The organism is Streptomyces sp. NPDC048650, from assembly GCF_043199095.1.
In the GTDB taxonomy this organism is placed as follows: Bacteria; Actinomycetota; Actinomycetes; order Streptomycetales; family Streptomycetaceae; genus Streptomyces.
In genome coordinates this window covers 1,139,481-1,160,648 of record NZ_JBICVM010000001.1, presented here as the reverse complement: position 1 = coordinate 1,160,648, position 21,168 = coordinate 1,139,481, and the positions used below count along the sequence as shown (strand labels likewise).

Sequence of the window (21,168 nt, the reverse complement as noted above, 5' to 3'; positions counted from 1 at the left end):
CTACTTCTCCTGAGGTTCATCCCCGCCGTTGCGGGGAACGTTGTCCTTCTCGTCGTCCTGGTTGGTCCCGACGAGTCCCTGCAGTGCCGCCCAACGCATGTCGACGGCGTCATGATGGTGGTCCGGGTCGTCCGCGAGCCGCACTCCGCATTCGGAGCACAGGCCGGGGCAGTCGTCCTGGCACACCGGCTGCAGCGGCAGTGCGAGCACCACCGCGTCCCGCAGCACGGGTTCGAGGTCGAACAGGTCGTCCTCGATGAAGAAGGTGTCTTCCTCGTCCTCGGCGTCGTCGCCGGATTCCGCGGGGCGGGTCCGGGCATCGGCGTCGGGGTAGGAGAACATCTCCTGGAAGTCCGCGTCGAGCTCTCGCTCCAGCGGCTCCAGACACCTTACGCACTCCCCCTTCACGGCCGCACGGGAGGTGCCTGTGACAAGCACCCCGTCCATGACCGACTCCAGGCGGAGGTCGAGCTCGATCGGGGCGCCCTCGGGCACTCCGACGACCTCATTGCCGAGGTCCCGGGGGGCCTCGGCCGTGCGGGAGAGCCGCTTGAGCGTGCCGGGACGACGACCCAGCTCGCGTGTATCGAACACGAGCGGGGAACGGTGGTCGAGGCGGGCGTTGATGGCTTCCTGCTTTCTGTACTGCGCTACGAGCCGCCCGAGACCCGATGGATCAGTGGGCAGCAGTGATCGCGACGTAGACGCGACCGAACAGCCAGGATACTGGACGGGCCCCGATAGGCCCAATCCGCTTCCGGCCCCAGGGAGCCGGCTACTGACGGCCCTCTTCGTACTGCCGGATCTGATCGATGTTGATCATGCTGGTGTCGAAGAGGCTGGTCTCGTCCAGCGCCCCGGCCTGGGCGTGCGGGTCCTGGGGGGCGTGCTGGGGCTGCGGCGGGAGCTGCTGCGGCTGCGCGGGATAGCCGGCCGGGTCATAGCCCTGCTGCTGGGCCTGCTGCTGCCAGTCGTAGCCGTACGGATCCTGGTGGTGCTGGGGGTACGGGACCTGCTGCGGCTGCTGGTAGCCGTAGACGTCCTGCTGCTGGTAGGCGGCGGGGTCGTAATAACCCTGGTGGAGCTGCGGCTGCGGCTCGGGCTGGAGCGGCTGCTGGAGGTCCGGGTACTGCTGGGGATCCGGGTACTGCTGGGGGTCGGGCAGCTGCTGGTGCTCCTGGGGCTGCGGCACGACCGGGGCGGGCTGCTGTCCCTGGCCGCCGGCGATCCCCGCCAGGCCGGCGAGGTAGTCGGCGTCCGCCTGCGGCTGTCCGCTCTGCGGGTCGCCCGCCGCCGCCAGATGCGCCCCGAGCTCGTCGATCGCCCGGGCCCCCTGGAGCTTGTCGCGGCCGCGTCCCACCGCTTCCAGGGTCTTGCTCAGCACGGCCTGGAAGGCGCCGAACTTGGCGTCCACATAGGCGTCGGCGCGCTGCCGCAGGACGTCCGGGTCCGCGGTGCGCTCGGGCGCCTCGGCGTCCTCGTACCCCTGCTCGTCGAGTCCGGGGCCGCGGCCGAGCAGCTTCTCGCGGCCGCGGTCGACGGAGCCGATGGTCTTGGTCAGGACGACCTCGAAGTTGGCAAGCTTGCTGTCGACGTAGTCGTCGGCCTCGGCGCGGATCTCCTCGGCCTCCCGGCGGGCGTCCGCCAGGATCCGGTCGGCCTCGTCCTGGGACTGGCGGGCGACCTCGGTGTCGGAGATCAGTGAGCCGCGCTGGGCGTGCGCGGACTCGATGATCCGCTCCGCCTCGGCGTGCGCCTGCTCGACCATCTGCTCGCGCCCGCCGAGCAGCTCCTGCGCCTGCGCGAGGGAGCCGGGCAGGGCCGCCCGCACCTCCTCGAGCAGCGCGAGCAGCTCGGCGCGGTTGACCACGCACGAGGCCGACATGGGCACGGACCGGGCACTGCCGACGGACTGGACGATGTCGTCGAGCTTCTTCTGCACGTCCACCTTGGACTCGCCACTCTCTGAAGGGATGGAACGAGGGAACGGGACGACTGTACGGCCACGGGGCCCCGGCCCGACACCTGCTGACGCGACGTCAAGAAAGCGTCCGACCGGCCCGCAGCACGGCCGTCACTGCCTCTTGCGCAGGCGTTCGCTCAAGGCCTCGAGGACGAACGGCGGGACCAGGTGGGCCACATCGCCGCCCCAGGCCGCGACCTCCTTGACGAGGCTGGAGGAAAGGAAGCTGTAGGTGGGGTTGGTGGGGACGAAGAGGGTCTCCACGCCGGACAGCCCGTTGTTCATCTGGGCCATCTGCAGCTCGTAGTCGAAGTCGCTGACGGCGCGCAGGCCCTTGACGATGGCGGGGATGTCGCGCTGCTTGCAGAAGTCGACGAGCAGGCCGTGGAAGGCCTCGACCTCGACGTTGCCGTACTCGGCGGTGGCCCGGCGGATCAGGTCGATCCGTTCCTCGACGGTGAACAGGCCCTGCTTCGACTGATTGATCATCACGGCGACGTGGACGACGTCGTACAGCCTGGAGGCACGGGCGATGATGTCCAGATGCCCGTTGGTGATGGGGTCGAACGACCCCGGACAGACGGCGCGGCGCAACTTCGTCTCCTCGCTCTGCGGCCCGGTCATGACACGCTTGTTGACGTCGGTTCGGCGGACGTCGAAGCGGCGCGACCGTACCAAAGCGTGGCCTCGCCGTATCGGCGGGACCTGATCGCTGCAAAACCGTCCGGCCACGGGAACGTGCCGCTTCGGGTACTGCGCTCCACGGTGACGAGTGCTTCCTCGGCAAGCCACCCCTGACCACGGAGTGTGAGCAGAATCTCGCGGAGCTCCGCCTCCGTGGCGGCGTAGGGCGGGTCCAGGAACACGATGTCGTAGGGCTCGCCCGGGGCGGGCGTCGCGGCGGTCTGCTCCGCCTTGCCGGCCCGCAGTTCGGCGCCCGGAAGGCCGATGGCCTGGATGTTCTCCCGGATGGTGCGGGCGGCGCGGGTGTCGGCCTCCACGAGCAGGACGTGCGCGGCGCCGCGGGAGAGCGCCTCCAGGCCGACCGCGCCGGAGCCCCCGTAGAGATCGAGCACCCGGGCGCCGGCCAACGGTCCGTCGAGCGACTCCCAGGTGGAGAAGAGGCCCTCGCGCGCCCGGTCGGAGGTCGGGCGGGTGCCGTTTCCCGGTGGTACGGCCAGGCGGCGGCCGCCGGCCGTACCGGCGATCACGCGGGTCATGGGCCCGTCCTTACGTTGTGCGTGGGGTGGCGGTGGCATACGGGGAGCCGGTGGGCTCCGCTCCCCACGATATTCCGTCCGGGCGGGGGCGGTGCCCGGCGGAGGTCGCCGGTGCCGGGCGGGGCGGGTGAGCGATCTCACTCCCCCGCTCCGTCGCCGCGGTCCCGTCGCGCTCAGCCCTTGTCGAGGTACTGCTCCCGTTCGTCGTCCAGCAGGGCGGACAGCGCGGTCCGCAGCTCGGGGTAGTCCGTCAGCTCGGGATCGGCGGTGACCACCGCGGTGGCCTCCTCCCGGGCGGCCGCGATGACCTCTTCGTCGTCGATGACCGTGAGCATCCGCAGCGACGAGCGGACGCCGGACTGCGCCTGCCCCAGGACGTCGCCCTCGCGGCGCTGCTCCAGGTCGATACGGGAGAGTTCGAAGCCGTCGAGGGTGGCGGCCACCGCCGCCAGCCGGGCGCGTGCCGGGCTGGCCTCGGGCATCTCGCTGACCAACAGGCACAGTCCGGGGGCGGAGCCACGGCCGACCCGGCCGCGCAGCTGGTGCAGCTGGGAGACGCCGAAGCGGTCGGCATCCATGATCACCATGGCGGTGGCGTTCGGGACGTTCACGCCGACCTCGATGACGGTGGTCGCGACGAGCACGTCCAGCTCGCCGGCCGCGAACCTCCGCATCACGTCGTCCTTGTCGTCCGGCGCCATCCGACCGTGCAGCACCGCCACCCGCAGGCCCTGCAGCGGGCCCCGGGCGAGCTGTTCGGCGACGTCCAGCACCGCCAGCGGCGGGCGCTTCTCCTCGGCGTCCTCGGGCGAACCGGCCGCGTCCGCCGCCCCGGCGCCCTTCTTCGCCGCCTTGGGGGCGTCCTCCTCGTCGCCGATGCGCGGGCAGACCACATAGCCCTGGTGGCCGGCGGCCACCTCTTCGCGGACCCGCTCCCAGGCGCGGGCCAGGAAGTGCGGCTTGTCCTTGGCCGGGACCACATGGCTGGCGATCGGCGAGCGTCCAGCCGGGAGTTGGTCCAGGACGGAGGTCTCCAGATCGCCGAAGACGGTCATCGCGACCGTGCGCGGAATGGGCGTCGCGGTCATCACCAGGAGATGCGGTGTCCGCTTCTCCCCCTGGGAGTGCCCCTTGCCCCGCAGGGCGTCGCGCTGTTCGACGCCGAAGCGGTGCTGTTCGTCGACCACGACCAGGCCCAGGTCGTGGAACTGCACCTTGTCCTCGATCAGCGCATGCGTCCCGATGACGACGCCCGCCTCCCCGGTGACCAGGTCGAGCAGCGCCTGGCGGCGGGCCGCGACGCCCATGGAGCCGGTCAGCAGCACCACCTTGGTGCCCTGTTCGGCGCCCCCCAGCATGCCGCCCTCGGCCAGTTCGCCCATCATCTCCGTGACGGAGCGGTGGTGCTGCTGGGCGAGGACCTCGGTCGGTGCGAGCATCGCCGCCTGCCCGCCGCTGTCGACCACCCCGAGCATGGCGCGCAACGCGACCATGGTGTTGTGGGTGACGGTGAAGTGGTCGGTGACATAGGCGTGGTCGGGGTGGGCGACGCTGATGCACTGGACGGGTTTGCGGCCGACGTGCTCGATGGCGGCGACGTCGCGCCGGAAGTCCTGGCCGCCGAGGGACGCCGCGTCCGGCAGCCTCACGTGGACGTCGTGTGCACCGTTTCGTCCGGGGACGAGCCGGGCGCTGCCGCTCAGGGAGCGCACCAGCCAGGCGAGGTCGTCGGCCAGCGGGGCGGGCGCCGCGCGGAACACCGCGGCGCTCCCCGCGGGCTCGCCCCCGGCGTCCATCAGGCCCTGCACCACGGCCAGCCGGTCCTTGAGCGGTGCGTTGCGGTAGGCGTCCGGTACGCGCTCGGCGGGGCGGCCGGCGCCGGCCTCACCCAGCCGCCGCCCCACGAGGTACGGATCGAGCGGCCGGTCCTCGCCGCCGTCGAGGTCCACCGGCGCGGCGGGGGCGACGGACCACTTGGGTCCGCCGTCGGGGCGCCGCAGATCGGCCCGCAGCTCGCGGGTCGTCAGCACCCGCTCGCCCGTGCCGCGGGACGCCACGATCCACAGATGTTCGTCGTCGCACTCGACCGCGCTGCCGTCGGACAGCACCAGCCGCCACACCTCCCGCTCCCCCTGCGGGAAGACGCCGTCCACCACGGCGAGCTCGCCGCTCGGCACCACGACCTCGGTGCCCACGGCCATCTCCCCCATCGGCCGGAAGCCGGACGGCGTCAGCACCAGCGCGTCCAGTGGCTGCGCCTTGCCGGAGCCGACCTCGCCCTGGAGGAGGCGGTGCATGGGATGGCTGGTCGCCAGGTCGTCGAAGATCTCCCGGCTGACCTTCTGCTGGCCTTCGGTGAGGGTGAAGGGCAGCTTGGCGTCGAAGGCGTCGAGCAGGCCGTCGGGCCGCAACGCCCTCGGCACGGCCGGGAGTTGGGTCTCGGCGAGGCGCCGCCGGGCGAGCGCCACCTGGAGGACGAAGGCCTCGTCCCACTTCAGCCGGGCCCGCGCGTCGGCGATGTCGGCCTTGCTGCCCGGCCGGTGGATCTTCAGCAGCGCCTCGGGGAGCGGGACCAGCGCGCGGCCCGCGCGCAGCGCTTCCGGCAGCGGGTCGAGGGCGTCCTGGGCGCTGGGCAGCACCGCGTCCACCGCCTTGGCGAGCTTCCAGGAGGCCATCTGCTGGCACGCCGGGTAGATCGGCATCAGCTGCTGGGCGAAGGCGTCCACGGCCCCGGAGTCACTGTCCCCGTCCAGCAGTTCGTATTCGGGGTGGGCCAGCTGGAGTCTGTGGTTGAAGACCGAGACCTTGCCGGCGAACATCGCGCGGCGGCCGGGCAGCAGGTCCTTGTGCGGCTTGTGGATTCCCTTGCCGAAGAAGACCAGCCGCAGCCGGCCGCTGCCGTCGGTGAGGGTGACCTCCAGCCGCTGTCCTCGGCCGCCGTTGAACTTCAGCACCCGGGCGTCCGCGACCTGGGCGACGACCGTGACGTGTTCGTCCATCGGCAGGTCCGCGAGGCGGGTCAGCTCCCCGCGCTCGGCGTAGCGCCGGGGGTAGTGGTGCAACAGATCGCCGACCGTGTGCAGGTCGAGGTGGTCGGCCAGCACCTTCGCGGTGCTGCCGCCGAGGATCTTCTTGAGAGGTTCGTCGAGCGCTGCCACGCGTTCCATTGCACACCACGCCACTGACAGCGGGCCACTGTCACCGCCGTACGCACCCCGGCGGGCGGCATCGCTATTCGACGCCGATGAGCAGCGGCGCGGCGTGCTGGCCGCCCGCGTAGACGACGGTGTCCACCGCCAGGTAGCGCTCGCGGACATGCCGCTCCAGGCTTTCCGCGAGGGAGTCGGGAACGCCGGCGCCGAGCACGAGGGTGACCATTTCGCCGCCGGCGGAGAGCATCCGGTCCAGCACCGTCGTCGCGGTCGCGGCCAGATCGGCGCCGATCACGGCGACATCGCCGTCGATCAGGCCGAGGACGTCGCCGGCCTGGCAGACGCCGGCCATCGTCCAGGACTGCCGCTCGGCGACGGCCAGCTCGGCGTAGCGGGTGGCCCCCGCGGCCGCGGTCATGGCGACCACGTCCTCGTCGAAGCTGCGGCCGGGTTCGTGCACGGCCAGTGCCGCGATGCCCTGGACCGCGGAACGGGTGGGGATCAGGGCGACCCGTACCCCTTCGGTGCGGGCCTGTTCGGCGGCGGCGGCCGCGGTGTGCCGCAGCTCGGGGTCGTTGGGCAGCAGCATCACCTCGCGGGCGCGGGCCTGGCGGATCGCCTGGACCAGTTCGCCGCTGGCGGGCGGCTCCCCGGGGCGGACGGACACCGCCCTCGCGCCGGCGTCGGCGCACAGGCCGGCCAGCCCCGGGCCCGGGACCACGGCCACGACGGCCCGCGCCGCCAGCTCGGGCTCCTTGGTGCGGCCGGCGCCGTCGAAGTGGGTGATGCGGATCCGGTACGGGCGGCCTGCCTCGATGCCGGCCTCCACGGCGGCGCCCGCGTCGTCGACGTGCACATGGACGTTCCACAGGCCGTCGCCGCCGACCACCACCAGCGAGTCGCCGAGCCCGTCCAGGCGGGTGCGCAGCCGGGCCACGGCGCCGTCGTCGGCCTCCAGGAGGTAGATCACCTCGAAGGCGGGGCCGTCCCCGCCGGGCGTCGCGCAGCCGTCGGCCACGGTCGCCGCCCGTCCGCCCGCCTCGGGCAGCGGTGCGTCGGCCCGTACGGTGACGGGCTCCGCCGAGACCTCGCCACCGAGGGCGTCGGCGAGCGCGCCGAGCAGGGCGACCAGTCCGCAGCCGCCGGCGTCCACGACTCCCGCCCGGCCGAGGACCGCGAGCTGTCCGGGGGTGGCCCGGAGGGCGGTGCGGGCGCCGTCGTGGGCGGCCCGCGCGATCCGGGCGGTGTCCCCGGTGGCGCGGTCCGCGGCGGCCGCTGCGGCGGTCGCCACCGTCAGGACGGTGCCCTCCACCGGGTGCGCGACCGCCTCGTACGCCGATGCCGCGGCCCGGTGCAGCGCCCGGCGCAGGGCGTCGGCCGCGGCGCCGGGGCCGACGGCCGGCTCGCCCGCGGCCGCCAGTACCTCCGTCATGCCGCGCAGCAGCTGCGCCAGGATGGTGCCGGAGTTGCCGCGGGCCCCGATGAGGGCGCCGTGGGCCATGGCCCCGATGGCGTCGGCGAGGCAGGGCGCGGTCCCGGAGGAGGCATGGCCGTCGAACGCGGCCTCGACGGCGCGGGCGGCGGACTCGAGGGTCAGGTAGAGGTTGGTGCCGGTGTCGCCGTCGGCCACCGGGTAGACGTTGATCGCGTCGATCCGCTCGCGCTCCCGGCCGAGTGCCTCCAGGGCCAGCCCGCACCAGGCGCGTACCGCGGCGGCGTCGAGCGGGTACGGCACATCGTCCTCCTGGGTCGTGGGATGCCCCGCACAGTAGCCGCGCTCGGGGGCTGAGGCCGGGGCGGGGGCCGGGGGGCGCATGGTAGTTTCGTTGTACGGGAGCGGCCGTTGTATGCTGCTCCGGTTGCCCGATGAAAATCGGGCCATTCCTCTCCTGACGGTGCCGGTCGGGCAATGCACTCGGCCCGTTGGGATTTCACCGTAAGTGCATCTGAAGTCTTTGGAGTGACCCGTGGCTGCCAACTGCGACGTCTGCGGCAAGGGGCCGGGCTTCGGCAAGAGCGTCTCGCACTCGCATCGCCGTACCAACCGTCGTTGGAATCCCAACATCCAGACGGTGCGTGCAGTGATCGGGCGCACGCCGAAGAAGCTGAACGCCTGCACCTCGTGCATCAAGGCCGGCAAGGTCTCGCGCTGACGACTTAGCCGTAGCGCAGCCGGTCGGTTGCCTATGAAGCCGGTCCACCTTCGTGGTGGGCCGGCTTTTGCCGTTCCCGGGGTGGCGGCCCGGCCGTGACCGGGATCGTGCCCGGGGCCGTTTCCCAGGGCCGTTCGCGAGGCCGGGCCGGGCACGCGGTCCGTCCGGCCCGGGCGGTGTCAGCGCCGCAGGCGCCAGCCGTGGTCGACCGGGCCGATGCCCGCGCCCAGCCGGAAGCCGGCGGCGATGGCGCCGTTGACGTAGTCCTTCGCCGCGGCGGCGGCCTGCGGGACGGTGTCGCCCTTGGCGAGCTGCGCGGCCAGCGCGCTGGCGAGGGTGCAGCCGGTGCCGTGGGTGTGCCGGTTGTCGTGACGGGGGGCGCGCAGCCAGTGTTCCTCGGTGCCGTCGGTGAGCAGGTCCACGGCGTCCTCGGCACCGGGCGCCAGGTGGCCGCCCTTGATGAGCGCCCAGCGTGGCCCGAAGTCCAGGATCGCGGCGGCCGCCCGCCGCATGTCGGCCTCCTCCCGGACGTGTACGCCGGTCAGCTGGGCCACCTCGTCGAGGTTGGGGGTGGCGACCGTGGCGGTCGGCAGCAGTGCGGTGCGGACCGCGTCGAGGGCGGTGGCGGCCAGCAGCGCGTCACCGTGCTTGGAGACGCCCACGGGGTCGACGACGACCGGCACCCGCAGCCCGGCGAGCAGTTCCGCGACGGTCTCGACGAGCTCCGCCGAGGAGAGCATCCCGGTCTTCACGGCCTGGACGCCGATGTCGTCGACGACGCTGCGGAACTGCGCCCGTACGGCTTCGGCGGGCAGTTCCCACGCACCCTGCACGCCGAGCGAGTTCTGGGCGGTGACGGCGGTCAGCACGCTCATGCCGTGGGTGCCGAGCGCCAGCATCGTCTTGAGGTCGGCCTGGATGCCCGCGCCGCCGCCGGAGTCGGACCCGGCGACGGTGAGGACGCGTGGAGGTATCTGCATACGGCCGAATCTACTCGGCGTCGCCATTGTCCCCGAAGTGGTCCCAGCCGGCCTTCACCCAGGGGGCGCCGTCCACCGTGACCTGGGGCAGGGCCGAGGGATTGAGCACCTCGCCGATCACCTTCCAGCGGGCGGGGAGTTTCACGTCCGGCGGGAAGGTGGCCACGATCGCGTGGTCCTCACCGCCGTTGAGCACCCACTGCATCGGATCGACGCCGACGGCCGTACCGATGTCGGACATCTGCGAGGGGATGTCGATGGCGGCCGACCTGAGGTCGATGCGGACCTTGCTGGCCTCGGCGATGTGCCCGAGGTCGGCGACCAGTCCGTCGCTGACGTCGGTCATGGCGGTGGCGCCGAGCCCGGCGGCCGCCGGCCCCGCGTGGTAGGGCGGTTCGGGCCTGCGGTGCGCCTCGACGAAGGCGCGCGGCGAGCGGAAGCCGCGGGAGAGCACGGCGTGCCCGGCGGCGGACCAGCCGAGCCAACCGGTCACCGCGACCACGTCGCCGGGCTGGGCGCCGCCCCGGGTGACCGGCTCGGCGTTGCGCAGATCGCCGAGCGCGGTGATGGCGATGGTGATGATCTCGCCCCGTACGACGTCGCCGCCGACCACCGCGGCGCCGGCCACCTGGCACTCGTCGCGCAGCCCGTCCATCAGCTCGGTCGCCCAGGTCGCGGGGAGTTCCGCGGGGACGACCAGGCCGAGCAGGATCGCGGTGGGCACCGCGCCCATGGCCGCGATGTCGGCGAGGTTCTGTGCGGCGGCCTTGCGGCCGACGTCGTAGGCGGTGGACCAGTCGCGGCGGAAGTGCCTGCCCTCCAGGAGGACGTCGGTGCTGGCCACGACCCTCCGGTCGGGCGCGGTGACCACCGCGGCGTCGTCCCCCGGCCCGATGCGAACGGCCGGAGTGGAGGTGAGCCGGGCGGTGAGCTCCTTGATCAGCCCGAATTCCCCCAGCTCGCCGACGGTGCCCTTCATGCTGTTGCCCTTCCCCTGCGTACGGACCGTCCGTACTTGGCTGACGACTGCGCCGTACCTGCCGCGTTCACCGCGCGGGTCTCCCCGCACCGCCCGGTGACGCGGTACCGTGGCGTCCCTTCTTCCCACATGATCCCCGTAGCCGCCCTGGAGGTCCCGTGGTACAGGCGTACATCCTGATCCAGACCGAGGTCGGCAAGGCCTCCGCCGTGGCAGAGGTGATTGCGACGATCCACGGCGTGCTGCAGGCCGAGGACGTGACCGGACCCTACGACGTGATCGTGCGGGCACAGGCCGACACCGTGGACGAGCTGGGCCGCATGGTGGTCGCCAAGGTCCAGCAAGTGGAGGGGATCACCCGCACCCTCACCTGCCCGGTGGTCCATCTCTAGCTCCCCCGTATCCTCGGCCGGGTGATGTCTGCGCGCCGCCGGTACCTCGCCCTGCCCCTGCTCACCGTGCTGTTCGCGGCCGTGGGCTGTTCCTCGTCCGAGGTCGCCGTGCCCTCCCCCGAGGGCGAGGCGGCACGGCACTGCCGGGCGCTCCACCAGGAGTTGCCGAAGACCGTGGACGGCCTGAGGCGAGGTACCGCCGAGCCCGCCTCCGACCTCACCGCCGTCTGGGGCGATCCTGCCGTGACACTGCGCTGCGGCGTGACCAAGCCCGACGTCCTGACGTCCGGGAGTGAACATTACAACCCCAAGGCCGACGCGGCCGAGGTCGACGGTGTCCAGTGGCTCTTCGAGAAGCAGGACGACGGCTACCGCTTCACGACCGTGCTGCGCAAGGCGTACGTCGAGGTGAGCGTCCCGGGGAAGTACGCCCCCGAGGTCGATGCCCTCACCGACCTCGCGGGCGCCGTCAAGAAGTCCGTCCCGGCGGGTGTGTAGAGCCGCTCAGCGCAGTCCCGTGGAGCGGGTCAGCGCCGCCTGCAACAGCCGGTCGATCAGCTCCGGGTAGCTCACGCCGCTCTCCTGCCACATCCGCGGGTACATCGAGATGGGCGTGAAGCCGGGCAGCGTGTTGATCTCGTTGATCACGAACTCGCCGTTGTCCTGCAGGAAGAAGTCCGCACGCACCAGGCCCTCGCAGGACGCCGCCTCGAAGGCGGCGACGGCCAGTTCCTGGACCTTCGCGGTCTGCTCGGGCGTCAGCGGGGCCGGCACCAGCCCGTCGGCCGAGTCGATGTACTTGGCCTCGAAGTCGTAGAAGTCGTGGGCGGTGACCGGCGGGATCTCGGCCGGCACGCTGGCCCGCGGGCCGTCCTCGAACTCCAGCACCCCGCACTCGATCTCGCGGCCGCTCAGCAGCGACTCGACGAGGATCTTGGGGTCGTGCCGCCGGGCCTCTTCGATCGCTTCGTCGAGGCCGGTCGGGTCGTCGACCTTGGTGATGCCCATGGAGGAGCCGGCGCGGGCGGGCTTCACGAAGAGCGGCCATCCGTGGTCGGCGGCGAACTCCACGATCTTCTTGCGGGCGGCCTCAGGATCCTTTTCCCACTCGCGGGGGCGGATGACCTCGTACGGACCGACCGGCAGCCCGAAGGAGGTGAAGACCCGCTTCATGTAGTCCTTGTCCTGGCCGACGGCGGAGGCGAGCACGCCCGAGCCGACGTAGGGGACTCCGGAGAGCTCCAGCAGGCCCTGCAGGGTGCCGTCCTCGCCGTACGGGCCGTGCAGGACGGGGAAGACGACGTCGACCTCGCCGAGCGCCTTGGGCACCGAGCCGGGCTCGGTGTAGACGATCTCGCGGTTGGTCGGGTCGACCGGGAGCACGACCCCGCCCTCGGTGGACTCGGCGAGCGCGGCCACGCTGGGCAGCTGCCGGTCCGCGATGGCCATCCGCTCCGGGTCGTCGGCGGTCAGCGCCCAGCGCCCGTCGGTGGTGATGCCGATGGGCAGCACGTCGTACTTCTCGCGGTCGATGGCGCGCAGCACGGCTCCGGCGGTGACCACGGAGATGGCGTGCTCGGAGCTGCGACCGCCGAAGACGACGGCGACGCGGGGCTTCTGGGGGGAGGTCTGGCTGCTCATAACGCGTTGAGAGTACCTGCTGGGGGACCGGGAGTCAGTGCTTGCGGCGGCGTGCGGTGCCGCGTCGCCCGCGGGGATCAGTGCCGTTCGGCCTTGGCGGTGCGCGACATCAGTTCCTTGAGGGCGACCATCGGCGGCTTGCCCTCGTGGACGATCTCCACGACCGTCTCGGTCAGCGGCATGTCGACGCCGTGGCGGCGGGCCAGTTCCCGTACGGACTCGCAGGACTTGACGCCCTCGGCGGTCTGCTTGGTGACCGCGATGGTCTCCTGGAGCGTCATGCCGCGGCCGAGGTTGGTGCCGAAGGTGTTGTTGCGCGACAGCGGCGACGAGCAGGTGGCCACCAGGTCGCCCATGCCGGCCAGGCCCGCGAAGGTGTGGGCGTCGGCGCCCATGGCGAGGCCGAGCCGGGTGGTCTCGGCCAGCCCCCGGGTGATCAGGGACGCCTTGGCGTTGTCGCCCAGGCCCATGCCGGTGGCGATGCCGACGGCCAGGGCGATGACGTTCTTGACCGCGCCGCCCAGTTCGCAGCCGACCACGTCGGTGTTGGTGTACGGGCGGAAGTACGGGGTGTGGCAGGCCGTCTGCAACCGCCGGGCGACCGCTTCGTCGGCGCAGGCGACGACCGCGGCGGCCGGCTGGCGGGCGGCGATCTCCTTGGCGAGGTTGGGCCCGGTCAGCACCGCGACGCGCTCCGCGGGGACCTTGGCGACCTCCTCGATGACCTCGCTCATGCGCTTGGCGGTGCCCAGTTCGACGCCCTTCATCAGGGAGACCAGGACCGTGTCGACGGGCAGCAGGGGTGCCCATTCGGTGAGGTTGGCGCGCAGCGTCTGGGACGGGACGGCGAGGACGGTGAACTCCGCGCCGCGTGCCGCCTCCGCCGGGTCGGTGGTGGCCCGTACGGCCTCCGGGAGCTCGACCCCGGGCAGGTAGTCGGGGTTGGTGCGGCCGTTGTTGATGGCGTCGGCAAGGGCCGCGCGGCGCCCCCACAGGGTCACCTCGCATCCCGCATCGGCGAGCACCATCGCGAAGGCGGTGCCCCAGGAGCCGGTGCCGTAGACGGCGCAGCGCGTCACTTGCGTTCATCCTCCTGTGCCTGCTGGGGGCTTCGTACCTGCTGCGGGGCGGCGGCCGCTTCGCTGCCGGCGGGCTCGATCAGGGCGTCGGCGGCGGCCTTGGCGGCCTCGCGGGCGGCGCGGCGCTCGCGGGCGATGGCCTTGCGGTAGTCGTACGGCTCGGCGGGCGCGGGCTCGCCGCGGACCTCGGCCAGCTGCTCGGTGATCGCGGCCATGATGGTCTCGGTGACCGCGCGCAGCACCTCTGCGGTGGGCTCCTTGCCGTAGAAGGCGCTCAGGTCGACCGGCGGTCCCGCCTTGACCTTCAGTGTCTTGCGCGGGAGCAGCTGGAGCTTGTTCTCCTTGGCATACGGCGGCATCGCGGCATTCGCGCCCCACTGGGCGACCGGAATGACCGGCGCCTTGGTCAGCAACGCCACCCGCGCGGCACCGGTCTTGCCCTGCATGGGCCACATCGCGGGGTCGCGGGTGAGGGTGCCCTCGGGGTAGAAGGCGACGCATTCGCCCTTGTCGATCGCGGCGACGGCGGCGCGGAACGCGGTGGCCGCGTCGGTGGTTTCCCGGTAGACGGGGATCTGGCCGGTGCCGCGCATCATCAGGCCGACAAAGCCGCTCTTGAAGAGACCGGACTTGGCGAGGAATCGCGGGACCCGCCCGGTGTTGTACTGATAGTGCGCATAGGAGAGCGGATCGAGATACGAGTTGTGGTTGACCGCGGTGATAAAACCGCCGTCGGCCGGAATGTGCTCCATTCCCTGCCAGTCCCGCTTGAACAGAACCAAGAGCGGCGGTTTGCAGATGACCGCGGCCAAGCGGTACCAGAAGCCGATTCTGCGGCGGGACACTTGGACACCCTCCTTGTGGGACCTGCGAAGCTGCTGCGAGCCGGCAGCCGCACAAGTGTCGCCCCAGGTACCCGCTATGTCGAGAACACCGTAACCCCGACGCTGTCGAACGGCTGCGAGTGCGGGTGAGAATGATGCCGATGCGAAGAGACGGAGCGGATGTGGGCTGGAGCCTGGTGGTACCGCTGAAACCGCTGGTGCGGGCCAAAAGCAGGCTCTCCAGGGCCGCCGGTGAACACTTCCGGCCGCAGTTGGCCCTCGCGTTCGCCCTCGACACCGTGACCGCCGCGCTGGCCTGCGCCAATGTGCGCGATGTGGCGGTTGTCACGGACGATCCACTGGCCGGGGAGCGTCTGGCGGCCCTGGGGGCGCGCATCGTGCCCGACGCTCCGGCCCGCGGACTCAACGCCGCGCTGGCACACGGCGCGGAAGCCGTACGGGCCCGCCACCCCGGTGCGCCGGTCGCCGCACTGAACGCCGATCTGCCGGCTCTCCGCCCGGCCGAGCTGGAACTGGTGCTCCATTCCGCGGCGCTATTTCCGCGCGCATTTCTCGCGGATGCGGCGGATATCGGGACAACACTTCTCAGCGCTACTTCCGCGGCGGAATTGGCACCGGCATTCGGTGGCGCTTCCCGGGCGCGTCACCTGGCGTCCGGGGCGCGGGAGATCACCGCGGCGGGCGTGCCGTCGGTACGGCGCGACGTGGACACCGGTGAGGATCTGCTGGCGGCGCTGGCGCTGGGCGTGGGGCCGTACACGGCCCGCCAGGTGCCGCGGCTGGCCGCCGGTGGCCCGTCGGGGCCCGACGGGCGGCAACCGCCCGGGGTCAGAGCGTCTGGAGCGTGACGAGCACGATGCGCCGGCCCTCGCCGTCGCCCTCGACCTCGATGCGCACCCGCTGACCTGGCCGCAGCAGCCGCAGCCCGCCCGCGTCGAAGGCCGCCGCGTCGAAGGGCAGCGGGGTCCCGTCGTCCAGCAGCACGCTGCCCGAGCGGGAATCGTCGTCGTAGGTGTACGCGGTGGCCTGCATGGGAGAGAGCCTAGACGGCACCCGGTGCCCGCACGCACCGCGGGCCGGGCTCCCCGAAGGGAGACCGGCCCGACGCATGACGTCGCCGCTGCTTCACCGCTTGCGGGCGGTGGCCTTCTTGGCGGTGGTCTTGCGCGCCGTGGTCTTCTTCGCCGGCGCCTTCTTCGCCGTCGCCTTCTTGGCGGGGGCGGTCTTCTTGGCTGTGGCCTTCTTGGCGGTGGTCTTCTTCGCCGGCGTCGTCTTCTTCGCCGTGGCCGCCTTCTTGGCGGTGGCCTTCTTCGCCGTGGTCGCCTTCTTGGCGGTGGCCTTCTTCGCCGTGGTGGTCTTCTTGGCGGTGGCCTTCTTCGCCGTCGTCGCCTTCTTGGCGGCGGCCTTCTTGGCGGTGGCCTTCTTCGCGGCCGCCTTCTTGATGGCCGCACCGCCGGTGAGACTGCCCTTGGGAGCCTTCTTGACGGAGACCTCGCCGCCCTTGGGGAGCTTCTTCGAGCCGCTCACCAGGTCCTTGAAGCCCTGACCGGCGCGGAATCGCGGCACCGAGGTCTTCTTGACCCGCACGCGCTCACCCGTCTGCGGGTTGCGGGCGTAGCGGGCGGGGCGGTCGACCTTCTCGAACGAGCCGAATCCGGTGACCGAAACGCGGTCGCCCGAGACAACTGCGCGGACGATTGCGTCCAGTACCGCGTCCACCGCTTCCGCGGCGTTCTGACGGCCGCCGAGCTTGTCGGCAATGGCTTCTACGAGCTGCGCCTTGTTCACGTCTTCCCCTTCGGAGACATTGCTGGAACGAAAGTTTCCAAGCTTTTTCGCACGTTAGGCAGATACATACCGCAAATCAAACACGAAACGGGCTAATCACCCTTGTGCCGCAACAAACTCGACCTTCACGGACTTCCGTCGCGGGGCACATCTTCGGGATAACGACCTTCATCGAGGTCTGCCATGAACCACTCCAGACGCCTTGCCGCGTCCGCAAGATCGTGTTTAGCCGCGGCCGTGATGACGAGCAGCTTCCGGGTCAGCGCCATCCGTACGCCCTCCGGGACTTGCAGTGTCCGCACTCTTGCGTGTGCGTCCTTGAGCCGGTCGGCGACGAGACCGTAGAGCTCGAGTTGGTCGTCGCGTTCCATGCGCTAATTGTGCCATCTGCGGCGAGTTGTCGCTTCACGGGGCCTCAACAGCCGCCTGAACAAGCGGATGCGCCCCCTGCCAACTGCACAGGGGGCGCATCGTACGCAATAACGCTTTGAGCCAATAATCCGAGGTCAGACCTCGAGGGTACGCGGCTTGAAGGAGGGGCGATTCGCCTCGTACGTCACGATGGAGGACTCCTCCCGGAGGGTGAGGCTGATGTCGTCCAGCCCCTCCAGCAGCCGCCAACGAGCGTTCTCGTCCAGCTCGAAATCGGCGGTGACGCCCTCGGCCCGCACCTGGCGGCCGACCAGGTCGACCGTCACCTCGGCGGTGGGGTCGGCCTCCGCCAGCTTCTGCAGCCGGTCGACGGTCTCCTGCGGCAGGACCACCGTCAGCAGGCCGTTCTTGAGGGAGTTTCCGCGGAAGATGTCCGCGAACCGCGAGGAGATGACGGCCTTGAAGCCGTAGTTCTGCAGGGCCCACACGGCGTGCTCACGGGAGGAGCCGGTGCCGAAGTCGGGGCCCGCGACCAGCACCGTTGCCCCCTTGTACACCTCCTGGTTGAGCACGAACTCCGGGTCCTTGCGCCAGGCCTCGAACAGCCCGTCCTCGAAGCCGTCGCGGGTGACCTTCTTCAGCCAGTGGGCCGGGATGATCTGGTCGGTGTCGACGTTGCTGCGGCGCAGCGGGACGGCCCGGCCGGTGTGGGTGGTGAATGCTTCCATGGTTCAGACTCCCGCGGGCGTGGCGACGTCGGACTGGCCGGCCGTTGAGGACAGATCGGCCGGTGAGGCCAGATGGCCGAGAACCGCCGTTGCGGCGGCGACCTGAGGCGAGACCAGGTGGGTGCGGCCTCCCTTGCCCTGCCGACCCTCGAAGTTGCGGTTGGAGGTGGACGCGGAGCGCTCACCGGGCGCCAGCTGGTCGGGGTTCATGCCCAGGCACATCGAACAGCCCGCGTGCCGCCATTCGGCGCCCGCCGCGGTGAAGACCTTGTCCAGCCCCTCGGCAACGGCCTCCAGGGAGACCCGGACCGAGCCGGGCACGATCAGCATCCGCACCCCGTCGGCGACCTTGCGGCCCTCCAGGATCGACGCCGCGGAGCGCAGGTCCTCGATCCGGCCGTTGGTGCACGAACCTACGAAGACGGTGTCCACGGTGATCTCGCGCAGTGGCTGGCCGGCCGCCAACCCCATGTATTCCAGGGCCTTTTCGGCGGCGAACCGCTCCGAGGCGTCCTCGTACGAAGCGGGGTCGGGGACGCTCGACGAAAGCGGCGCACCCTGGCCGGGGTTGGTGCCCCAGGTGACGAACGGCGCCAGCGAGGAGGCGTCGATGTGCACCTCGGCGTCGAAGACGGCGTCGTCGTCGGTGCGCAGCGTCCGCCAGTACTCGACCGCGGCGTCCCAGTCCTCGCCCTCGGGGGCGTGGTCGCGGCCCTGCAGGTAGTCGAAGGTGGTCAGGTCGGGGGCGATCATGCCGGCCCGCGCGCCTGCCTCGATGGACATGTTGCAGATGGTCATCCGGGCTTCCATCGACAGTTTCTCGATGGCCGAGCCGCGGTATTCCAGGACGTAGCCCTGGCCGCCGCCGGTGCCGATCCTGGCGATGATCGCCAGGATCAGGTCCTTGGCCGTCACGCCGTCGGGCAGCTCGCCGTCGACGGTGATCGCCATGGTCCTGAAGGGGGCCAGGGGCAGCGTCTGGGTGGCCAGGACGTGCTCGACCTGGCTGGTGCCGATGCCGAACGCCAGGGCGCCGAAGGCTCCGTGGGTGGAGGTGTGGCTGTCACCGCAGACCACCGTGGTGCCGGGCTGGGTCAGTCCCAACTGCGGTCCCACGACGTGGACAACGCCCTGCTCGACATCGCCCAGCGGGTGCAGCCGGACGCCGAACTCGGCGCAGTTCTTGCGCAGCGTCTCCAGCTGCGTGCGCGAGACCGGGTCGGCGATCGGCTTGTCGATGTCGAGGGTCGGGGTGTTGTGGTCCTCGGTGGCGATGGTCAGGTCCGTGCGGCGCACCTGGCGACCGGCCTTGCGGAGGCCGTCGAACGCCTGCGGGCTGGTGACCTCGTGCAGCAGGTGCAGATCGATGAAGAGGAGGTCGGGCTCGCCTTCCGCGCGCCGGACGACATGATCGTCCCAGACCTTCTCCGCGAGTGTCCGTCCCATCGCTTTCCCTCCGGCCGGCCACTGTGCCGGCCTTACTCGTATGTGCGCGGGTGCCCGCAGAAATCCCCTTGACGGGCCTGACGCCGGGCCCTGGTCGAGGGCCACATCTACAGATTGACGACTTCCCTGGAAAATTGAACTTGCGTTTCACAGTGTGAGACGCGAGTATCGTTGCATGGACAACTCTAGCGGCGTCGGCGTTCTCGACAAGGCGGCTCTCGTACTGAGCGCTCTGGAGTCCGGTCCGGCCACCCTCGCCGGGCTGGTCGCGGCGACAGGGCTCGCACGACCCACGGCCCATCGGCTGGCCGTGGCTCTGGAACACCACCGGATGGTGGCGAGGGACATGCAGGGCCGGTTCATCCTGGGCCCCAGGCTCTCCGAGCTGGCCGCGGCGGCCGGCGAGGACCGCCTGCTGGCCACGGCGGGGCCGGTACTCACCCACCTGCGCGATGTGACCGGCGAGAGCGCCCAGCTCTATCGCCGGCAGGGCGACATGCGAATCTGTGTGGCGGCGGCGGAACGGCTGTCCGGACTGCGGGACACCGTCCCGGTCGGCTCCACGCTCCCCATGAAGGCCGGCTCGGCCGCCCAGATCCTGATGGCCTGGGAGGAGCCGGAGCGGCTGCACCGCGGACTGCAGGGCGCCCGCTTCACGGCCACCGCGCTGTCCGGCGTACGGCGCCGCGGCTGGGCCCAGTCGATCGGCGAGCGCGAGCCCGGCGTGGCGTCCGTCTCCGCGCCCGTACGCGGCCCCTCCAACCGCGTGGTGGCCTCCGTCTCCGTCTCCGGTCCCATCGAGCGCCTGACCCGCCACCCGGGCCGGATGCACGCCCAGGCGGTCATCGACGCGGCCGCCCGCCTCTCCGAGGGCCTGCGCCGCACCGGCTGACGACGACACCCGGCCCCGTACGGACGATCCGTACGGGGCCGCACCTTTCGACGTCCTCCGGCGCTCAGACCGCCAGCCGCTGGGCCGCCCGCTCCCCGCGGCGCCCGACCGGCACCACGCCCCGGGCCTCCCCCAGCCCGAACGACGGCATATTGACGTAGACGCTCTCGTACGCGCCCGCCGGGACGACGAAGGTCTCGTGCCAGAAGCCGACCTTGTCGCGCCCCTCGCGCGCCCGCCGGTTGAACGCCGCCCAGGCCGGCCGGTGCTCGCCGCCCTGGTCCGCGGCGTACGCCAGCAGCTTCTCCTTCGACTCCCAGTACTGGATGAGGCCGAAGCTCCTCGGGGGCGCGGCGAGCGGGCGGTAGCCCAGCAATCCGCTGTCCCGGTCACGGACCAGCTCCTTGAGCATGCGCGGCATCGCCCGGAACACCGGCAGCCAACTCCGCACCGCCCACCAGCTGTTGACCCGCATCCCGATGAGGAAGACGACCACGTCACCCGTGCCGTCCGCCGTCGTCCGCCCCTGTATCGGCTTGCCACCCATGACCGTCCCCTTCGCCACGTCGACCCATTGGATAGCATCGCTATCCATGATTGGATAGTGGCACTTTCCAATAGCCCTCGCAAGGGGAAGGGGCGCAAGGAATGCGACTGGCGGAGCTGAGCGAGCGCAGCGGGGTCTCCACCCCGACGATCAAGTACTACCTGCGCGAGGGACTGCTGGCGCCGGGCCGACGGGTCACCGCCACCCAGTCCGAGTACGACGAGGAGCACCTGCGCCGGCTGCGCCTGGTGAGGGCCCTGATCCAGGTCGGCCGCATCCCGGTGACCACCGCCCGGGAGGTCCTGGCCGCCATCGCGGACGACTCCCTGGACCACCATCACCGGCTGGGCGCGGCCGTCCAGGCGCTCCCGTACGGCCCGGAGCCCGACGAGGCGGACCCGTCGACGGCCGTCGCCCGGCGCACCGCCACCGAGCTGCTGAGGCTCCTCGACTGGCGCCTCAACACCGACGCCGCGGCCACCTCCCCCGCTTTCGGCATGCTCGTCTCGGCCATCGCGGCCCTGCGCCGCCTCGGCTACGCCTGCGACACCGCACATCTGTTGCCGTACGCGCGCCAGGCGGAACAACTCGCGGTCGTGGACCTGGATCTGGTCGAGGAGTTCGAGCGGCCGGAGGAGCAGGTGGAGGCGGCCGTGGCCTTCACGGTGCTGTACGAGCCGGTGCTGCTGAGTCTGCGCCGGCTGGCCGAGGCGGAGGAGTCCAACAAGCGCTTCGGCACCGGCCGTTGAACGCGAGAAGGCCCCCCGCATGATGCGGGGGGCCTTCTCTTCTGTACCCCCGACCGGATTCGAACCGGCGCTACCGCCTTGAGAGGGCGGCGTGCTAGGCCGCTACACAACGGGGGCAAGTTTTCTTGCAGTTGAGCCTGTCGCCAGGACATGCTGCGCTGGGCTACCAGGACTCGAACCTAGACTAACGGAACCAGAAACCGTCGTGCTGCCAATTACACCATAGCCCATGGTGGTTTAGA

General features: G+C 71.3%; 23 protein-coding genes and 2 tRNA genes. 6 read left to right on the top strand and 19 right to left on the bottom strand.

The window, feature by feature from the left end; genetic code table 11:
* From ACGFML_RS05315 to ACGFML_RS05290, 6 genes are all read right to left on the bottom strand, one after another.
* Positions 1-594 carry a YceD family protein gene (locus ACGFML_RS05315; RefSeq protein ID WP_393540136.1) on the bottom strand — a complete coding sequence of 198 codons (594 nt, stop codon included), beginning with the start codon at positions 592-594 and terminating at the stop codon, positions 1-3.
* Positions 595-775: 181 nt separating this feature from the next.
* A complete protein-coding gene (locus tag ACGFML_RS05310) occupies positions 776-1,948 on the bottom strand; it encodes a cell division initiation protein (RefSeq protein ID WP_393540135.1) in 1,173 nt (390 codons plus the stop codon).
* A 126-nt stretch (positions 1,949-2,074) separates the two neighbouring features.
* A complete protein-coding gene (gene coaD / locus ACGFML_RS05305; RefSeq protein WP_393540429.1) occupies positions 2,075-2,557 on the bottom strand; it encodes a pantetheine-phosphate adenylyltransferase in 483 nt (160 codons plus the stop codon).
* Positions 2,558-2,583: 26 nt separating this feature from the next.
* Positions 2,584-3,183, bottom strand: coding sequence for a 16S rRNA (guanine(966)-N(2))-methyltransferase RsmD (gene rsmD, locus ACGFML_RS05300; RefSeq protein WP_393540133.1), 600 nt, complete (start codon positions 3,181-3,183; stop codon positions 2,584-2,586).
* A gap of 173 nt (positions 3,184-3,356) precedes the next feature.
* Positions 3,357-6,350 (bottom strand): helicase-related protein, encoded by a 2,994-nt coding sequence (locus tag ACGFML_RS05295; protein WP_393540131.1) that lies wholly within the window; start codon positions 6,348-6,350, stop codon positions 3,357-3,359.
* Between the two features lie 64 nt (positions 6,351-6,414).
* Positions 6,415-8,070, bottom strand: a complete 1,656-nt coding sequence (locus ACGFML_RS05290; protein ID WP_393540129.1) for a DAK2 domain-containing protein — start codon at positions 8,068-8,070, stop codon at positions 6,415-6,417.
* 232 nt (positions 8,071-8,302) lie between these two features.
* On the opposite strand from ACGFML_RS05290, the gene rpmB reads away from it, so the two are divergent.
* Positions 8,303-8,488 (top strand): 50S ribosomal protein L28, encoded by a 186-nt coding sequence (rpmB, locus tag ACGFML_RS05285; RefSeq protein WP_006602870.1) that lies wholly within the window; start codon positions 8,303-8,305, stop codon positions 8,486-8,488.
* A gap of 179 nt (positions 8,489-8,667) precedes the next feature.
* Here the strand turns inward: rpmB and thiD are convergent, their stop codons facing one another.
* Together thiD and ACGFML_RS05275 are read right to left on the bottom strand one after the other, a co-directional pair.
* Positions 8,668-9,468 (bottom strand): bifunctional hydroxymethylpyrimidine kinase/phosphomethylpyrimidine kinase, encoded by an 801-nt coding sequence (thiD, locus tag ACGFML_RS05280; protein WP_393540126.1) that lies wholly within the window; start codon positions 9,466-9,468, stop codon positions 8,668-8,670.
* A gap of 10 nt (positions 9,469-9,478) precedes the next feature.
* On the bottom strand, positions 9,479-10,447 hold the full coding sequence (locus ACGFML_RS05275; RefSeq protein ID WP_393540124.1) for a thiamine-phosphate kinase: 969 nt from the start codon (positions 10,445-10,447) through the stop codon (positions 9,479-9,481).
* 158 nt (positions 10,448-10,605) lie between these two features.
* Here ACGFML_RS05275 and ACGFML_RS05270 point away from each other — a divergent pair, with 158 nt between their 5' ends.
* Together ACGFML_RS05270 and ACGFML_RS05265 are read left to right on the top strand one after the other, a co-directional pair.
* Positions 10,606-10,839: an Lrp/AsnC ligand binding domain-containing protein gene (locus ACGFML_RS05270; RefSeq protein WP_393540123.1), complete on the top strand. Its 234-nt coding sequence runs from the start codon at positions 10,606-10,608 to the stop codon at positions 10,837-10,839.
* 24 nt (positions 10,840-10,863) lie between these two features.
* Positions 10,864-11,337: a DUF3515 domain-containing protein gene (locus ACGFML_RS05265; RefSeq protein WP_393540121.1), complete on the top strand. Its 474-nt coding sequence runs from the start codon at positions 10,864-10,866 to the stop codon at positions 11,335-11,337.
* A gap of 6 nt (positions 11,338-11,343) precedes the next feature.
* On the opposite strand, the gene ACGFML_RS05260 is transcribed toward ACGFML_RS05265, so the two are convergent.
* From ACGFML_RS05260 to ACGFML_RS05250, 3 genes are all read right to left on the bottom strand, one after another.
* Positions 11,344-12,480 (bottom strand): D-alanine--D-alanine ligase family protein, encoded by a 1,137-nt coding sequence (locus ACGFML_RS05260; protein ID WP_393540120.1) that lies wholly within the window; start codon positions 12,478-12,480, stop codon positions 11,344-11,346.
* Positions 12,481-12,557: 77 nt separating this feature from the next.
* Entirely contained in the window at positions 12,558-13,559 is a 1,002-nt protein-coding gene (locus tag ACGFML_RS05255) for an NAD(P)H-dependent glycerol-3-phosphate dehydrogenase (protein WP_393540118.1), read from the bottom strand.
* Positions 13,556-14,404 carry a lysophospholipid acyltransferase family protein gene (locus ACGFML_RS05250; RefSeq protein ID WP_393540116.1) on the bottom strand — a complete coding sequence of 283 codons (849 nt, stop codon included), beginning with the start codon at positions 14,402-14,404 and terminating at the stop codon, positions 13,556-13,558. Before ACGFML_RS05250 ends, ACGFML_RS05255 begins: the two co-directional genes overlap by 4 nt.
* Before the next feature lie 140 nt (positions 14,405-14,544).
* Here ACGFML_RS05250 and cofC point away from each other — a divergent pair, with 140 nt between their 5' ends.
* Entirely contained in the window at positions 14,545-15,252 is a 708-nt protein-coding gene (gene cofC / locus ACGFML_RS05245; RefSeq protein ID WP_393540114.1) for a 2-phospho-L-lactate guanylyltransferase, read from the top strand.
* Here the strand turns inward: cofC and ACGFML_RS05240 are convergent.
* The 5 genes from ACGFML_RS05240 to leuC form a co-directional block, all read right to left on the bottom strand.
* Positions 15,233-15,436, bottom strand: coding sequence for a hypothetical protein (locus ACGFML_RS05240; protein ID WP_393540111.1), 204 nt, complete (start codon positions 15,434-15,436; stop codon positions 15,233-15,235). The genes cofC and ACGFML_RS05240 overlap by 20 nt on opposite strands.
* A gap of 93 nt (positions 15,437-15,529) precedes the next feature.
* Positions 15,530-16,192, bottom strand: a complete 663-nt coding sequence (locus ACGFML_RS05235; RefSeq protein WP_393540109.1) for an HU family DNA-binding protein — start codon at positions 16,190-16,192, stop codon at positions 15,530-15,532.
* Between the two features lie 125 nt (positions 16,193-16,317).
* Positions 16,318-16,563 (bottom strand): hypothetical protein, encoded by a 246-nt coding sequence (locus tag ACGFML_RS05230; protein ID WP_393540107.1) that lies wholly within the window; start codon positions 16,561-16,563, stop codon positions 16,318-16,320.
* Between the two features lie 135 nt (positions 16,564-16,698).
* On the bottom strand, positions 16,699-17,292 hold the full coding sequence (gene leuD, locus ACGFML_RS05225; protein WP_393540105.1) for a 3-isopropylmalate dehydratase small subunit: 594 nt from the start codon (positions 17,290-17,292) through the stop codon (positions 16,699-16,701).
* Positions 17,293-17,295: 3 nt separating this feature from the next.
* Entirely contained in the window at positions 17,296-18,738 is a 1,443-nt protein-coding gene (gene leuC / locus ACGFML_RS05220; protein WP_393540103.1) for a 3-isopropylmalate dehydratase large subunit, read from the bottom strand.
* Positions 18,739-18,913: 175 nt separating this feature from the next.
* Here leuC and ndgR point away from each other — a divergent pair, with 175 nt between their 5' ends.
* Entirely contained in the window at positions 18,914-19,630 is a 717-nt protein-coding gene (gene ndgR / locus ACGFML_RS05215) for an IclR family transcriptional regulator NdgR (RefSeq protein ID WP_030982239.1), read from the top strand.
* 64 nt (positions 19,631-19,694) lie between these two features.
* On the opposite strand, the gene ACGFML_RS05210 is transcribed toward ndgR, so the two are convergent.
* A complete protein-coding gene (locus ACGFML_RS05210; RefSeq protein WP_393540427.1) occupies positions 19,695-20,177 on the bottom strand; it encodes a DUF4188 domain-containing protein in 483 nt (160 codons plus the stop codon).
* A gap of 101 nt (positions 20,178-20,278) precedes the next feature.
* Between ACGFML_RS05210 and ACGFML_RS05205 the strand changes: the two genes are divergently transcribed.
* Positions 20,279-20,926: a MerR family transcriptional regulator gene (locus ACGFML_RS05205; protein ID WP_393540101.1), complete on the top strand. Its 648-nt coding sequence runs from the start codon at positions 20,279-20,281 to the stop codon at positions 20,924-20,926.
* Between the two features lie 44 nt (positions 20,927-20,970).
* Here ACGFML_RS05205 and ACGFML_RS05200 read toward each other — a convergent pair.
* Both ACGFML_RS05200 and ACGFML_RS05195 read right to left on the bottom strand, forming a co-directional pair.
* Positions 20,971-21,043, bottom strand: a tRNA-Glu gene (locus tag ACGFML_RS05200).
* 41 nt (positions 21,044-21,084) lie between these two features.
* A tRNA-Gln gene (locus ACGFML_RS05195) sits at positions 21,085-21,156 on the bottom strand.
* Between the last annotated feature and the right edge of the window lie 12 nt (positions 21,157-21,168).

What these genes read in the sequence shown, in the direction of transcription:
- rsmD (WP_393540133.1), bottom strand. Translation starts at nt 3,183, where the DNA reads ATGACCCGCGTGATCGCCGGTACGGCCGGCGGCCGCCGCCTGGCCGTA.
- ACGFML_RS05275 (WP_393540124.1), bottom strand. Translation starts at nt 10,447, where the DNA reads ATGAAGGGCACCGTCGGCGAGCTGGGGGAATTCGGGCTGATCAAGGAG.
- ACGFML_RS05295 (WP_393540131.1), bottom strand. Translation starts at nt 6,350, where the DNA reads ATGGAACGCGTGGCAGCGCTCGACGAACCTCTCAAGAAGATCCTCGGC.
- ACGFML_RS05210 (WP_393540427.1), bottom strand. Translation starts at nt 20,177, where the DNA reads ATGGGTGGCAAGCCGATACAGGGGCGGACGACGGCGGACGGCACGGGT.
- ACGFML_RS05265 (WP_393540121.1), top strand. Translation starts at nt 10,864, where the DNA reads ATGTCTGCGCGCCGCCGGTACCTCGCCCTGCCCCTGCTCACCGTGCTG.
- ACGFML_RS05205 (WP_393540101.1), top strand. Translation starts at nt 20,279, where the DNA reads ATGCGACTGGCGGAGCTGAGCGAGCGCAGCGGGGTCTCCACCCCGACG.
- thiD (WP_393540126.1), bottom strand. Translation starts at nt 9,468, where the DNA reads ATGCAGATACCTCCACGCGTCCTCACCGTCGCCGGGTCCGACTCCGGC.
- leuD (WP_393540105.1), bottom strand. Translation starts at nt 17,292, where the DNA reads ATGGAAGCATTCACCACCCACACCGGCCGGGCCGTCCCGCTGCGCCGC.
- ndgR (WP_030982239.1), top strand. Translation starts at nt 18,914, where the DNA reads ATGGACAACTCTAGCGGCGTCGGCGTTCTCGACAAGGCGGCTCTCGTA.
- ACGFML_RS05260 (WP_393540120.1), bottom strand. Translation starts at nt 12,480, where the DNA reads ATGAGCAGCCAGACCTCCCCCCAGAAGCCCCGCGTCGCCGTCGTCTTC.
- leuC (WP_393540103.1), bottom strand. Translation starts at nt 18,738, where the DNA reads ATGGGACGGACACTCGCGGAGAAGGTCTGGGACGATCATGTCGTCCGG.
- cofC (WP_393540114.1), top strand. Translation starts at nt 14,545, where the DNA reads ATGCGAAGAGACGGAGCGGATGTGGGCTGGAGCCTGGTGGTACCGCTG.
- ACGFML_RS05240 (WP_393540111.1), bottom strand. Translation starts at nt 15,436, where the DNA reads ATGCAGGCCACCGCGTACACCTACGACGACGATTCCCGCTCGGGCAGC.
- ACGFML_RS05230 (WP_393540107.1), bottom strand. Translation starts at nt 16,563, where the DNA reads ATGGAACGCGACGACCAACTCGAGCTCTACGGTCTCGTCGCCGACCGG.